The organism is Pseudomonas sp. PKS, from assembly GCF_051913525.1.
GTDB classification, from domain to species: domain Bacteria; phylum Pseudomonadota; class Gammaproteobacteria; order Pseudomonadales; family Pseudomonadaceae; genus Aquipseudomonas; species Aquipseudomonas guariconensis_D.
In genome coordinates this window covers 1-12200 of record NZ_JBEGDO010000032.1, presented here as the reverse complement: position 1 = coordinate 12200, position 12200 = coordinate 1, and the positions used below count along the sequence as shown (strand labels likewise).

Annotated in this window: 14 protein-coding genes and 2 pseudogenes; 9 read left to right on the top strand and 7 right to left on the bottom strand. The window is 51.4% G+C overall.

Features of this window, described 5'->3' with window-relative positions; translation table 11 throughout:
* Window positions 1–65: 65 nt before the first annotated feature.
* Window positions 66–799 (top strand): annotated as a pseudogene (locus ABOA88_RS22580) (IS3 family transposase); the annotation flags it as partial.
* A gap of 88 nt (window positions 800–887) precedes the next feature.
* Here ABOA88_RS22580 and ABOA88_RS22575 read toward each other — a convergent pair.
* On the bottom strand, window positions 888–1364 hold the full coding sequence (locus ABOA88_RS22575) for an SMI1/KNR4 family protein (RefSeq protein WP_367852145.1): 477 nt from the start codon (window positions 1362–1364) through the stop codon (window positions 888–890).
* A gap of 8 nt (window positions 1365–1372) precedes the next feature.
* On the bottom strand, window positions 1373–1774 hold the full coding sequence (locus ABOA88_RS22570; RefSeq protein ID WP_367852144.1) for an HNH/ENDO VII family nuclease: 402 nt from the start codon (window positions 1772–1774) through the stop codon (window positions 1373–1375).
* A 14-nt stretch (window positions 1775–1788) separates the two neighbouring features.
* Between ABOA88_RS22570 and ABOA88_RS22565 the strand changes: the two are divergent.
* The 3 genes and pseudogenes from ABOA88_RS22565 to ABOA88_RS22555 form a co-directional block, all read left to right on the top strand.
* Window positions 1789–2277: pseudogene (locus ABOA88_RS22565) on the top strand (TIGR03747 family integrating conjugative element membrane protein); the annotation flags it as partial.
* Between the two features lie 9 nt (window positions 2278–2286).
* The gene (locus ABOA88_RS22560) at window positions 2287–3783 is read left to right on the top strand and encodes a UvrD-helicase domain-containing protein (protein ID WP_367852143.1); all 1497 of its coding nucleotides are present in this window, start codon (window positions 2287–2289) and stop codon (window positions 3781–3783) included.
* Window positions 3780–4094 carry a hypothetical protein gene (locus tag ABOA88_RS22555; RefSeq protein ID WP_367852142.1) on the top strand — a complete coding sequence of 105 codons (315 nt, stop codon included), beginning with the start codon at window positions 3780–3782 and terminating at the stop codon, window positions 4092–4094. The genes ABOA88_RS22560 and ABOA88_RS22555 overlap by 4 nt, the downstream gene beginning before the upstream one ends.
* Window positions 4095–4121: 27 nt before the next feature.
* Here the strand turns inward: ABOA88_RS22555 and ABOA88_RS22550 are convergent, their stop codons facing one another.
* Together ABOA88_RS22550 and ABOA88_RS22545 are read right to left on the bottom strand one after the other, a co-directional pair.
* Window positions 4122–4367, bottom strand: coding sequence for a CPCC family cysteine-rich protein (locus ABOA88_RS22550; protein WP_367852141.1), 246 nt, complete (start codon window positions 4365–4367; stop codon window positions 4122–4124).
* Window positions 4368–4378: 11 nt separating this feature from the next.
* Window positions 4379–5131: a hypothetical protein gene (locus ABOA88_RS22545; RefSeq protein ID WP_367852140.1), complete on the bottom strand. Its 753-nt coding sequence runs from the start codon at window positions 5129–5131 to the stop codon at window positions 4379–4381.
* Between the two features lie 170 nt (window positions 5132–5301).
* On the opposite strand from ABOA88_RS22545, the gene ABOA88_RS22540 reads away from it, so the two are divergent.
* Entirely contained in the window at window positions 5302–5877 is a 576-nt protein-coding gene (locus ABOA88_RS22540; protein ID WP_367852139.1) for a hypothetical protein, read from the top strand.
* A gap of 38 nt (window positions 5878–5915) precedes the next feature.
* On the opposite strand, the gene ABOA88_RS22535 is transcribed toward ABOA88_RS22540, so the two are convergent.
* Window positions 5916–6272, bottom strand: coding sequence for a histone-like nucleoid-structuring protein, MvaT/MvaU family (locus ABOA88_RS22535; RefSeq protein ID WP_367852138.1), 357 nt, complete (start codon window positions 6270–6272; stop codon window positions 5916–5918).
* Window positions 6273–6483: 211 nt separating this feature from the next.
* Here ABOA88_RS22535 and ABOA88_RS22530 point away from each other — a divergent pair, with 211 nt between their 5' ends.
* Complete coding sequence (locus tag ABOA88_RS22530) at window positions 6484–6771, top strand: hypothetical protein (protein ID WP_367852137.1); 288 nt, start codon at window positions 6484–6486, stop codon at window positions 6769–6771.
* A gap of 465 nt (window positions 6772–7236) precedes the next feature.
* Window positions 7237–8169: a LysR family transcriptional regulator gene (locus ABOA88_RS22525; protein ID WP_367852136.1), complete on the top strand. Its 933-nt coding sequence runs from the start codon at window positions 7237–7239 to the stop codon at window positions 8167–8169.
* Between the two features lie 28 nt (window positions 8170–8197).
* Here ABOA88_RS22525 and ABOA88_RS22520 read toward each other — a convergent pair whose 3' ends face one another.
* Together ABOA88_RS22520 and ABOA88_RS22515 are read right to left on the bottom strand one after the other, a co-directional pair.
* Window positions 8198–9499, bottom strand: a complete 1302-nt coding sequence (locus tag ABOA88_RS22520; protein ID WP_367852135.1) for a hypothetical protein — start codon at window positions 9497–9499, stop codon at window positions 8198–8200.
* 56 nt (window positions 9500–9555) lie between these two features.
* Window positions 9556–10674, bottom strand: a complete 1119-nt coding sequence (locus ABOA88_RS22515; protein WP_367852134.1) for a trans-sulfuration enzyme family protein — start codon at window positions 10672–10674, stop codon at window positions 9556–9558.
* A gap of 163 nt (window positions 10675–10837) precedes the next feature.
* Here ABOA88_RS22515 and ABOA88_RS22510 point away from each other — a divergent pair, with 163 nt between their 5' ends.
* Together ABOA88_RS22510 and ABOA88_RS22505 are read left to right on the top strand one after the other, a co-directional pair.
* Window positions 10838–11449 (top strand): trimeric intracellular cation channel family protein, encoded by a 612-nt coding sequence (locus tag ABOA88_RS22510; RefSeq protein WP_367852161.1) that lies wholly within the window; start codon window positions 10838–10840, stop codon window positions 11447–11449.
* A gap of 25 nt (window positions 11450–11474) precedes the next feature.
* Window positions 11475–11855, top strand: a complete 381-nt coding sequence (locus ABOA88_RS22505; protein ID WP_367852160.1) for a RidA family protein — start codon at window positions 11475–11477, stop codon at window positions 11853–11855.
* Window positions 11856–12200 lie beyond the last annotated feature (345 nt).

Below are 12200 nucleotides of genomic sequence, written 5' to 3'. Positions count from 1 at the left end.
GCAGGGGGGCGGAGCGATTGGATCTGAGTATAGGAGACTTCGATCGAACCACCACGGGGCGGCGAGGTGTGTACGGCTACCGCAAAATTCACGATGACCTGCGTGAGCTGGGAGAGACATGCGGGCGAAATCGAGTCGGTCGATTGATACAGGCAGAGGGGGTACGTTCGCAAACGGGCTATCGCCGTCGTCCTGGGTTTTATGGCGGAAAGCCAACAGTGGCATCTCCCAACCACCTTGCGCGGCAGTTCAAGGTCAGCGAGCCGAACAAGGTCTGGGTGACAGATATCACTTACATCCGCACCTATGAAGGATGGCTTTATCTGGCGGTAGTGCTGGATCTGTTTTCCCGCCAAGTCATTGGTTGGTCAATGAAGCCAAGGATGTGCAGCGACCTTGCTATCGACGCGATGTTGATGGCCGTTTGGCGACGCAAGCCATAGCAGCAAGTGATGATTCACTCAGACAGTAAGAATGTACTGGCCAGTGTTTCCATATGGTCCAAGGCAGTCAGTTCAGTAGCTCCGATTGGCAAAGCTTCCTTAAGGCCAACAATGTGATTAACAGCATGAGCCGACGGGGAAACTGCCACGACAATGCCGTAGCCGAGAGCTTTTTCCAGCTTTTGAAGCGGGAGCGAATCCGACGAAAGATCTACGCAACGCGTGACGAAGCCCGAAGTGATATTTTCGATTACATCGAGATGCTCTATAACCCTAAACGCCGACACAGCAGTGCTATGCAGCTGTCGCCAGTAGAGTATAAGAAACGCTATTTTCTGAGCTTGGAGAGTGTCTAGGAAACCAGGGGCGATTCAGGAGCCCCCTGAGTCCCGATAAGTATACGGCCCTGCACAGCTACAGCTACAGCTACAGCTACAGCTACAGCTACAATGCTGCCTTGATCCTATCCAAGAAGAAGGTCCCAAAGTTTTTTGCCAGCACTTCAGACTCATCAATATTTTTTTCTTCTGATGCACCTGGCCACCAGACAATTACCGGCCATTCATTATCTTCCGTAGCTCGTCCAGAGTCTAAGGCGTAATATGCACCGTCCCCTTGAGCCCCTACAATAATTAGACGAGATGGAAGCTTGGACTCTACTCGCTCACGAAGCGTCAACCAGATGGCATCCGGAATTCCAGAATTAATAAAATCGGAACCTATAATCCCATAAAACTCCTGACCTGCCGCATCTCCGCACCCAAGAGAGAGCAAAAACTCTCTATAACTCGGAGGAAAAATAATTCCAAGAGATTTTTCTGCCGCCTCAACTAGACTTGCCGGCTTTTTCCCTTCAAAGTCAACTTGGCACCCGTGCCCAACCGCCAACTCTAAACCTTTCAAAACATCATTCAAAGCCATATATCACCTTAAATAAGGTCTTTGGCGCGCGCCTTCCAATAGGAGCTGCGCCACTTATCAATCTCCACCCGATTTATGCCCGACGGAATGGCTGAAGGATTAATATGAATAGTCTTATGATTGTCTTTATGGAAAGTTTCCGTCATCTCCGCAATCGGCCCATTCTGCATTTGAGTTGTATGATGCAAATTCATCGACTTACCATCTGGACCTATAGGCGCAAGACCTTTTTGCATACGCTCTAGGTTAGTTCGCCCCCTAGCGTCAACAAGGTCAACATTAATAAGGTCATCCCTCTGATATACTTTATTTCCACTGAATTGAACTGAATCTTTAGACCAGAGTTTACGATTTTGACTAAAAATCGAGCCTGCATCAATTGTAGTTCTTTTTACCCCTCCCGCCAGCAAATCCGCACCAAAGTACCGCCACCTGGTTGGTCACCGAGGCCTACAGCTGGCTGGTGGTAAAAACAGGGATGCTCAGCTGGGTCCAGGGCATGGAAAATGTGGCTAATGCAAGCCCCCGGGGCGAGCTGGATGTGCGCTATCTGGCGGCGCAGAGTGTGACGACCATCCAGAACTACGCCCTGGCGGCCCTGTTCACCGTTCTGATTTTCTGCGTGCGCCTGGTAGTCCTTGCCTTGACCATTCCGCTGTTCGCCCTGGCCGCGTTCACTGGCTTGGTCGATGGCCTGGTTCGCCGTGACCTGCGGAGGTTCGGAGCGGGTCGGGAATCCAGCTACCTCTACCACAAGGCACGCGGAACCATCATACCGTTGGCCATCTTTCCCTGGACGTTCTACCTGGCCCTCCCGATCAGCATCAGCCCGATGCTGGTTCTGCTCCCCTGCGCGGCCCTATTGGGCATCGCGGTGAGCATCACTGCCGGCACCTTCAAGAAATACCTGTGAGGAAGCGTCATGCAATGGACCCAAGAGCAACTCCCCATTATTCGTTCAAATGCTGAGAAGCTGCTGATCCAGGCCGGGGCTGGCAGCGGTAAAACCACCACGCTGGTGGGATACGCGCAACAACACTCGAACCTCAGGATCCTCTACCTCTGCTACAACAAATCGGTTGAGATCGCAGCCAAAGGCCGCTTTCCCAGGAATGTGGTGAACAAGACTGCTCATGGATTGGCTTACGCCGTGTATGGCACGCAATTCAGTCATAAGCAGACGGAGAACCTGCGCTTGACGGACGTTGCCCGTGCACTCAATTCTCAGGACTGGGAACTGGTCAGGGATGTGGTCAGCACTGTCAACAACTACATGGCCAGTGCAGACGATCACATTGGACGAAATCATTTCCCAAGATTCCGTGATCGCCCCTGGCTGACGACTGCTCAGGAGCAGTATCTAAAGCGTGGACTTGCTGACGCGCAGCACATTTGGAACCGCATGACCGACCTGCAGGACTCGGCTGTGCAGATCACCCACGACGGCTATCTGAAACTGTACCAGCTGAGCAAACCCGACCTGAGCCAACGCTTCGACTGCGTGCTGCTGGACGAAGCCCAGGATGTAAACCCCGTCATTGCTGACATCGTGTCCATTCAACGCATTCGAAAGGTTGCTGTCGGTGACTGCCACCAGCAGATCTACCGTTTCCGCGGTGCTGAAGACGCGCTTAGCGCGCCTTGGATGGCAGATGCCGAGGCTCACTACCTGACACAAAGCTTCCGATTTGGCCCTGCGGTTGCTCATGTGGCGAACATCATCCTGTCCTTCAAAGGCGAGACTCGCAAGCTCCAGGGCCTGGGAGAAGTGACACAGGTCAAAAAGGCTCTGCCAGAAGGCCTCCCCCATCGGACCTACATTCACCGAACCGTGATCGGCGTGATCGAAAATGCACTGAGCCTGGTGGCTGAAAAGCCAAAAATCTATTGGGTAGGCGGCATCAACAGCTATTCGCTTCGCGCCCTCGAGGACTTGTTCTACTTCAGTCGAGAGCGCCAGGACCTGGTGCAGAACAAAAAACTGCTTCGCGATTATCGCAATTACAGCCAATACGTCGAAATTGCCGAGGTCAGCCAAGACAGCGAGATGCTCCGATCGATCAAGATCATCACGGCCTACCCAGACCTTCCACAACGGGTCCTTGCGTTGCGATCCTGTACGTCAGAGAAAGAGCTCGACGCCACCATCACGCTCACCTCGGCGCATAAATCGAAGGGCCTGGAGTGGGACTTCGTTTCACTCTATGAAGACTTCACCGCCGATCTACTTGCCCCGGATATCGATATCTCTCGGCGCGATGACGAGCTGAACCTGCTCTATGTGTCGGTCACTCGGGCCATGAGGATCCTGGTCATCAACAGCTTGGTGCTTTCGCTGATGGAGCACTATGTCGCCGCCTTGCGCAAAGACACCGGGGCTCCAAAGACGACCACACCCTCCTCCGGAGGCTCCAGATGAACAAGCGTTATGAACATCGCATTGAACACGTGGCCATCCCCTTCAAGAGCAACCGGAAGGGTGCCGGTTTTTTCGGGGCGGACGACCCGATTCTAGAACCGGACTTAACCGCTCTACTCGAGGGCAACCTGATCCAGGGCGTTATGGCTCCGTTGGGCGCAGATGGCTGGACTTTAGTCAGCGTACAACCCGTATGCCGAGCTGAGATCAAGATCGGCAACCACAACGTCCAGGGCTGGGCCTATGGTTTCCCGATGCCCACAGGATATCTCCTGTTCCTACAACGAGAGCGACTATTAAGCTATTTATGAGTCATAACCTGTCGCTTTTGCACCGAGTTAGTCCGGAATCTCTTCCACAAATGGCTCACGGACAGAGTCCAAGAATTTTTTGTCGACAGCACCGATCGTAACGAAATTAATTCTGGCCTGCTCAAGGCTGACGGAATTCGCCCCCCCATCGTAAGTCGGATCACGGAATTGTGCATCGTCATCTTCCCACCCACAAACAGGGCAAATCTCAAAAGTTCCTGGAGGACTCTCATCAAACGTCAAAAATTCACAACAAGGGCAAGGGTATCTCACTGCTTAATCTCCTATTGCCGATTCCAGTAGTTAATTCCATCAGTAGGACGAAACATCGTTCTAGGCGCACCATCTTGCCCTAAAACACCAAATGTATTTGTACCAGGGTCATATCTAAGGGTGTCCCCTCGCGCATTGGTCTTTGTCAGAGTTCCCTGAGGTGGATTTGTTAAGAAGCTCTTAGCTTTCTCTGCATATTGCTTTGCATTTTGAATTTCTGGAAATTCACTTTTGTGTTTATTCCAATGTCCCAGAGCATTTTCAACTGCCGACTTGCTTTTAGTCGACGACCAAATCGCCTCACTGGATGAAGCCGTACTGGACGCGCCTTTTGCACCTCCCGCCAGCAAATCAGCACCAAATTTAGCCTCGAGTGCTTCGAGAGCCTCTCCGGAAATCTTATCAGCAATACGCCTAACTGCGGCAGTTTTAGCTGAAGGTAATGGGAACAACAGATCAATCGCCAGTGCAGCGTATTGCTCCCAGCCCTCTGGCTCGAACAGTGTATCCCTCAAGCCTGCCGGTGAGAATTCTGCATTGAGGAACTGCACAACTCGCGGGTCGAGCTCTGCCGAGCTGGAAAGATTGCCGTCGGCAATCTTGCGCAGGTCTGCCAGGACTGTATCAGCGTCAAGATCAAGGTATTTTCCTTGCTCCTGAAGTACTTCGAGTCCACGCTCCAGACGCTCCTTTGCCTGACGATGAACCTGCTGGTTGTAAGCCGTCGCATATTTGGCGATTTCAGAGCCTTTCAGGTGTTCCAACAGCGGTCGGATGCACAGCACCGGGGCATTGTCGCCACCCCCACCCTGGAGATCACTGACACCCTCACAGGACACTCTATGCGCCTGGAGGGAGCAGTGGATGAGGTGACGCTACTGTCCGCAATGGATGGCCTGGCCGCCCAGGCCGGATCTCAGGGGGAGCCAGTGCAGTGAACGAAGCGTTTGAATGCGCGTTATCAGCACGACTGCATTGGATGGAAAAACGCTACTTGGAAACCCTAGGGTTCCTCACCCAAGCCCAAGCCGCCCATGAGCAATCGCTAGCCCTAGTTTGTCAATTGGCTGGGAACGAGGCCCACACTGTTGAGTCCTCACAACACTATGGCGCAACCATTCCAATGATTCTTTCTGACGTGCCCGAACTCGCACAGGAATACCGAGAAACCTACGATTATTGGATGGCCGAGTTTGAAGAGTGGGAAGCTGAAGAAGCAGCTCGGCGAAAACAGAAAGAGCGCGAGCTACAGGCGCAGGATTGTATTGCTCGTGAAGCGTGGGAGGAGATGGGTCTTCCGACACCTGGAGAATTGGCCGCACATCTTTTGACTGGAGAGTCGATCAGGATCGAGGGTCACTTTCTGCAATATGACCGATCTGACGGGTACACCTGGATGGACAATCCCTATGGCGTACCTGGTGCACTCGGTGGTCGACCTACCCCCGAACTAGCTCGTGAGTTTCTCGTTACCGTTGCGACTGGGGGAATGTATGGGCCCGAACCGTAGGAGACAAAAAAGCCCGTCATTCTGACGGGCTTTTGATATCACTGGAGCCAAGACGCAACGGCATCGACACCGTATTGATCTCTCCATTCTTTGAGACCTTTGTGATTACCGCCTTTGGTTTCAATGACCTCACCAGTGTGTGGATTTTTGAAGACCTTGACCGCACGGGGTCTACGGCTAGCCGCTGGCAGGGCAACAGGGCGGACTGGAGCTGTAGGATCCAGAATACCGATCACTTGCCTCAGCCCAACCCCATATTCGTCCAGGAGCGCTCGGAGCTTCTGCTCGAACTCAATCTCGCGCTTCAGCCCTGCATCATTCTTCAGCGACTCCAGCTCTGCCAACTGTGCAGCTAGCTGCTGCTCTAGCTGACGAAATTCTGCTAAACGAGACATAAGACACTCCCTTAATGAGGCGAGAAAACAACAACCTATCCCACTTTATCAGCTGCCGAACACCGGGGAAACAAAAAGTTAACTACTAGTACCGGTATAGCTCAATAGGATGAAACCAGCTACTCTAAAGGTTGCGCATTGGCATCAACAGTATGAACGGCTATTTATCAACAACAGGAAGCTATTACCTATGCGTTATGGAAACTCTATCATGACCACCTACTATGATGATTACCGCGGTCACGAGGAGCAATCGTGCATCGTGATATTTCGTGATAACGCTGTAGTGGTCGAATATGTCCGAGATGGAAAACCACAGACTTACAAAGGAAATCTTGTTGGTGAGGAGTACCAACTTGGCTACTGGCCCGAGGTAAATGCATTCAACGGTATAGCAACCCTTAGCAAGCCTGAAGAAGGGCTCATGGATGGTAAATGGGTAGAGACCTACCCTGAGTGCACCTGTACGGGACAATGGGAAATTGAGCTTCGCGAATAGTCGCTCCGAGCACCATCCCAACCATTTCAAATCACATACCGGCCTGCCTGTGTAATTGCATGAACTTGACCAGTCGTTTGCATCGGGTTGATCAGAACATCGGGCCTCTTTGACCGGCAGAGATCGACCCATTGCAGCCGTTCAGCACTGCCAGAATTCGCCCCATAACGGACGGTGGAGGTGTGTAACCTTCCGTATGCTTGACGCCTAATCAATATCCATCGCTCACTTGACGGACATCACCACTTTTGACTAGCAGTCGAACTAGGTTTTTATGTGCTCAGGGAGCCGAAATTTATCAGTACGAAAATATTTCACTAACCCCAGTAACTACTTTTCACCTAAAATCAGCCATGCTACTGACAAGTTGATAGCTACTTGAGTTTAATATGTTTCCCATTATAGAACCGCCAACCCTGTCATGCATTCAGTGGTTACTGTAATCGCCTCTTAAAGGAGTGAGCGATGAAAATCAACATGTATCGAGAGCTTGAGGTTTTTCGTGCCGTAATGCTTACCGGAAGCACAAGCATGGCTTCAAAAATGCTGGAGATTACCCAGCCTGCTGTAAGTCAGCAGATCAAGAAACTGGAAAGTAAATACGACGTTGTATTGTTTGAGCGTAATCGCGGGCGCTTGGTTCCTACACGTGAAGCACATGCCTTGATGGAAGAGGTTGAGACTTTTTTCAACGGTTTGGCGATGCTTGATCACAAGCTTCGGTCGCTGAAAAGCAGTGTGAAGTCGAGTTTGCGACTTGCAGTGCATCCCGCGTATGGAAATTTCCTGGCTCCAATGGCCATTGCACGCTTTCGTCAGAAGTTTGATGTGCCGGTGTTCTTTGAGGTATGCAGCTCAGCCAGCGCTTACCAACGGGTACACTCTGGTGAGATTGACTTCGGCATAATTGCAAACGAAATCGAAACTAAAGATTGTGAGCAGTACAACTTCTGCAGTGCTAGAGGATTAATTGTTTCACCACCTGGCCTTATAGGTGGACACGTTAAGGAGCTAACGACATCTGATTTGCTAAAGTACCCATTTGTGGCCATGAACGCTGAGGATCACACGCGCATAGAGCTTGAAGCACACATGGGCGCTGCGGCAAAGCAATTGGATATCGCCGTACAAACCCCCTATGCCCTGACGGTTTGTGAACTGGTGGCTCAAGGCGTTGGCGTCGGCCTGGCGCATCCTATTGTGGCGTCTAGCTACCTACCCGACAAACTAGAAGCAAGGTTGCTTGATAAAGAAGTGCGGTTTACGTCAAAGTTGATTTTCCGGAAAGATTCGAGGCTATCTTTGGAAGCAAAGGAGCTGATACGACTACTGAGGATTCAATTGGAAGGTGATATCAAGCGCTTGGATAATCTACTTGGATTCAGCGTCTTGGATTGAAAAGGAAGTCCGTTTCCTTTTGCTGGGTTTAGTGCAGTAGGTATTTGATGATATTCTGTACGCCGTTGAACAGACACAGCAGGCCGATGGTCAGTACGAAGTAGTTAACCAGTCCGCCTCGCAGGTGTTGGAGTTTTGGCGACTTGTAAAACGCATACTGTGGTAGGAAGTACACCACAAATACGCTGACCGGCACCATGAAGTATTTGATCAACATGATGATGTCGAGGTTTGGAATGGCGGGGATCACGGTGATCGCGAAGACCAGCGTCAGGATAATGGCCTTCATCATCCCACCGTCGACAAACTCGGTGCTGCTGCCGAAGTAGTTTTTCGCAATGCCCTTCAGGCTTTCTCGGGTAGCCAGGTACTGAGCCAGATACGCCTTCAAGGCTGCGAAGAAGATGATGATCTGGGAGCTGATCGCCAGCCACGGGTTATCGAATTTTCTCGCCATGTAGGACAAGGCTGTCAGGTTCTCGCTGCGAGCTGCCTGAAGCTCCTGTGGCGAGAGGGCGAAAATGCAGCTCCATGCAAAGAACACCACAGTCACCACGACCACAACGATTGCGATCAGCAAGGTACGTCCGATTCGCTGCTGAGCTTCAGAGCCGTACTGCTTCTTGTAGTGCGCAACGAAGCTCGAGACGATTGGCGTGAAGCTGAATGCGTAGATCACCATCGGCAACGACGACCACACCGAGCCCATGATGCCGCTCACTCCACCGTAGTCATGCGCCGTGGCCATGAACGAAGTGTTCCAGTGAGGAATCCCCATCAGGCCAAAGAAGATGAGGGAGAAAATGAACGGGAATACGATGAGCCCGATGGCTTTTACAACGAAGGTTGTTTTGCCTTGAGCGATCAGAAGCGCCGTTAAGGTGACTCCGATTACGACCAACGGGCGGTTCAACCCAGGGATACCGAGCTGAGTATTGAAGAAGTCGATGAAGGTGTTCGACATGGTGATTGCGTAGACGACAAGTGATGGGAAAATCATCATGAAGTACGCAATGCTCAGCACTCTAACGGCGCGATCCCCAAGCAATTCCCTCGTAGTGTCGACGATATTGCTGGTGGATTCGGCTGTTACGGTGCCACTTGAAATATACTGGCAAAGCACTCGATAGCTGTAGTAGGTAATCGGGAATGCGATCAGCGTCAGAATTAGCATTGCCCAAAAGCCCGACAGCCCAAGGCTGATAGGCCAGAACAACGAACCTCCTCCGACGGCGCAGCCATAGATTCCGAGAACCCAAAGAAAATCATCTTTCGTGAAGCTTTTCTTACGGATTTCAGGTTTTACCGCCTGCATCGTAATTTCGGTCATTTTATGTCGTCTCTTGTTCTTTTTGTGGTCACATGATCAACGATTTTTGGTGAAGCTTACTGAGCTTGATTGAGTGCCTTTTCCAAATCCTCCAGGAGCACATCTACTGGTTCCAGGCCGATAGATAGCCGGATCAATGAGGTGTTGATTTTGTTGTGCTGCCGGCCAGCCATAACTTGCTGTGGGTAATATGCAGCGAGACTGTGCGTGCCGCCCCAACTTGCGCCAATTGCAAAGGTGCTAAGGGCATCAAAGAAGTTGCCAATACGCTCGTCTGACTTGAGCGAGAAGGAAAACAGCGAGCCTGGCCCGTTGAAGAGTTTTTTGTACAAATGGTGATCTTCAGCACTCTCCAATGCCGGGTAGTAGACCTTTTCAACCAGCGGGTGGGACTCCAGCCAGTTGGCGATAGCGACTGTGCTCGTGCCCTGACGCTCGAGCCTCAGTGGATAAGTCTCCAGGCCCCGCAGGGTCAGGTAGCAATCATCCGGACTCACGTACATGCCCAGTAGGTCTTGCTGCAGACGCATGCGCTTGTAGAGCTCTGTGTCGCTGGTCGTGACGCTTCCCATCAGGAGGTCGGAGTGCCCACTGATCACCTTCGATAGCGCCTCGACAACCAGGTCGACCCCATGCGCAATGGGCTGGAAGTTCAGGGGGCTCGCCCAGGAGTTATCGATCAGCGTGAGGATGGAATGCTTCTTCGCAGTCCGCACGATGTCTTGGACGTCCTGCATCTCCATGGTGATCGATCCAGGAGACTCCACGAGGATCAGCTTGGTGTTGGGTTTGACGAAGTCCTCGATGGCCTGTGGCGATCCATCTGGGAGGAACGTGACCTCGATACCGAACGACCGGATGTTGTTGGCGAGGAACTCGCGAGTGGGCCCATAGCAGTTGTCTGGTGCGATCACGTGATCGCCGGCCTTCAGGAAGCTCAACAGGACGAGTACCAGGGCGGCCTGCCCAGATGGCAATGCCACGGTATGTGCTGCGCCATGCAGCTTCGAGATTGCCTGCTCAAGCTCGCGGTTCGTCGGGGTTCCGGTCAGGCCGTAGCTGAAGCCATCAGGCTGACGCTCGCGACGGTTTGCAAAGTCGGCAAAGTTATCAAAGACGACGGTGGACGCTCGCTGAATGGCGGGCACGAGGCTTTTAAACGGTTGGGTTTTCATTGTTTTTTCATTCGTTTCGAAGGGGTGGGCAGAGGCTATTCCCCGACCTAGAACGAATCAATATCCTGTGCTTATAGGGTGATAAGCGTGGATTATTGATGGGCAATGTTTTTGAATGAAGTCACAAGGTAAAGTTATCCACCTGAACACTCAGGTACTACCTATGCTTCTTTACATATATTTAATGGCGATCACCGCAGAAGCGATGACAGGGGCGTTGTCTGCTGGACGAAGAGGCATGGATTGGTTTGGCGTAATACTGGTGGCTTGTGTAACAGCGTTAGGCGGCGGGTCGGTACGGGATATCTTATTAGGTCATTATCCGCTTACTTGGGTAAAGCACCCCGAATATCTAGTCCTCACCAGTATTGCAGCACTTTTCACGGTCATGATCGCACCATTAATGAGGCACTTGAGATCTCTATTTCTGGTTCTGGATGCAGTTGGCCTTATCGCCTTTACTTTGATCGGATGCCAGACCGCGCTCGATATGGGGCACGGGTTATTAATTGCTTCCTTGAGTAGCGTTGTGACAGGTGTTTTTGGTGGCGTACTTCGCGATATCTTTTGCAATGATATTCCGTTGGTGTTTAGGCGCGAGCTCTATGCAGGTGTTGCATTCGTTGCTTCTTGGTTCTACTTCGCCTGTGACTACTTAGGGCTTTCACATAATCAAGCGATTCTCCTAACCTTCCTAGGAGGTTTTGCTTTCAGGCTTTTGGCTATTCGCTTTCACTGGGAAATGCCAAAGTTTCAATATAACGATGAAAGATAGTAAATATGTCCAATCTGAGGGTTTTATGCTAAAGCATTTAGTGTCAGTAAACGCACCTAGAGCAGTCGGCGCATATTCTCATGCCGTCAAGGCCGGTGACATGCTGTACCTCTCTGGTCAGCTGCCTTTGGATGCCAGCACCATGCAGCTGGTTTCGGGTATCGAAGCGCAGATCCGCCAAGCTTTCAAGAATGCCGAGACGCTGATTTTGGAGTCGGACGCCGAAATGAAAGACGTAATTAAAGTGAACGTTTTTTTAACTGATCTTTCATGTTTTGCGCTGGTAAACTCGGTTATGGCTGAGTTTTTCGCCGTGCCGTATCCTGCTCGTACTGCAATAGGTGTCGCAGCTCTGCCCCTGGGGGCTGAAGTAGAAATCGAAATGATCGCGCTGGTCAGGAGTTAACATTGTGCCCTAGTTAATCCATGCATTAGGCGTAGCCACGAATCTACGCCTTTATGCCATGCTATATGCGCATCGGTGACTAATCTCAAATTTTAGAGTCTGGCGCTTTTCGATACAAGTCGTATAACGGAAGCACAGATGAGCGTTGGCCTTCATTCCCTGCATGGCTTCAACAAAGTCTGCATAGACTGCGGGTAGAAATGAAGTTTCGCTGTGTCATATTTTTACCCTTTGCTGCCCTCAGCGAAAGGCAGCTTAGGGTCGATAGCGGTCTGTGGTGAATGGCTGCAATCGACCCAGGCTGTGTGAAAACACCTGCGATTGTCTAACCTTCTGATCGTCGAG

Bases quoted from the DNA above. Each gene is read 5' to 3' on its own strand.
- ABOA88_RS22575 (WP_367852145.1), bottom strand. From the start codon at position 1,364: ATGGCTTTGAATGATGTTTTGAAAGGTTTAGAGTTGGCGGTTGGGCAC.
- ABOA88_RS22560 (WP_367852143.1), top strand. From the start codon at position 2,287: ATGCAATGGACCCAAGAGCAACTCCCCATTATTCGTTCAAATGCTGAG.
- ABOA88_RS22555 (WP_367852142.1), top strand. From the start codon at position 3,780: ATGAACAAGCGTTATGAACATCGCATTGAACACGTGGCCATCCCCTTC.
- ABOA88_RS22535 (WP_367852138.1), bottom strand. From the start codon at position 6,272: ATGTCTCGTTTAGCAGAATTTCGTCAGCTAGAGCAGCAGCTAGCTGCA.
- ABOA88_RS22530 (WP_367852137.1), top strand. From the start codon at position 6,484: ATGACCACCTACTATGATGATTACCGCGGTCACGAGGAGCAATCGTGC.
- ABOA88_RS22525 (WP_367852136.1), top strand. From the start codon at position 7,237: ATGAAAATCAACATGTATCGAGAGCTTGAGGTTTTTCGTGCCGTAATG.
- ABOA88_RS22520 (WP_367852135.1), bottom strand. From the start codon at position 9,499: ATGACCGAAATTACGATGCAGGCGGTAAAACCTGAAATCCGTAAGAAA.
- ABOA88_RS22515 (WP_367852134.1), bottom strand. From the start codon at position 10,674: ATGAAAACCCAACCGTTTAAAAGCCTCGTGCCCGCCATTCAGCGAGCG.
- ABOA88_RS22510 (WP_367852161.1), top strand. From the start codon at position 10,838: ATGCTTCTTTACATATATTTAATGGCGATCACCGCAGAAGCGATGACA.
- ABOA88_RS22505 (WP_367852160.1), top strand. From the start codon at position 11,475: ATGCTAAAGCATTTAGTGTCAGTAAACGCACCTAGAGCAGTCGGCGCA.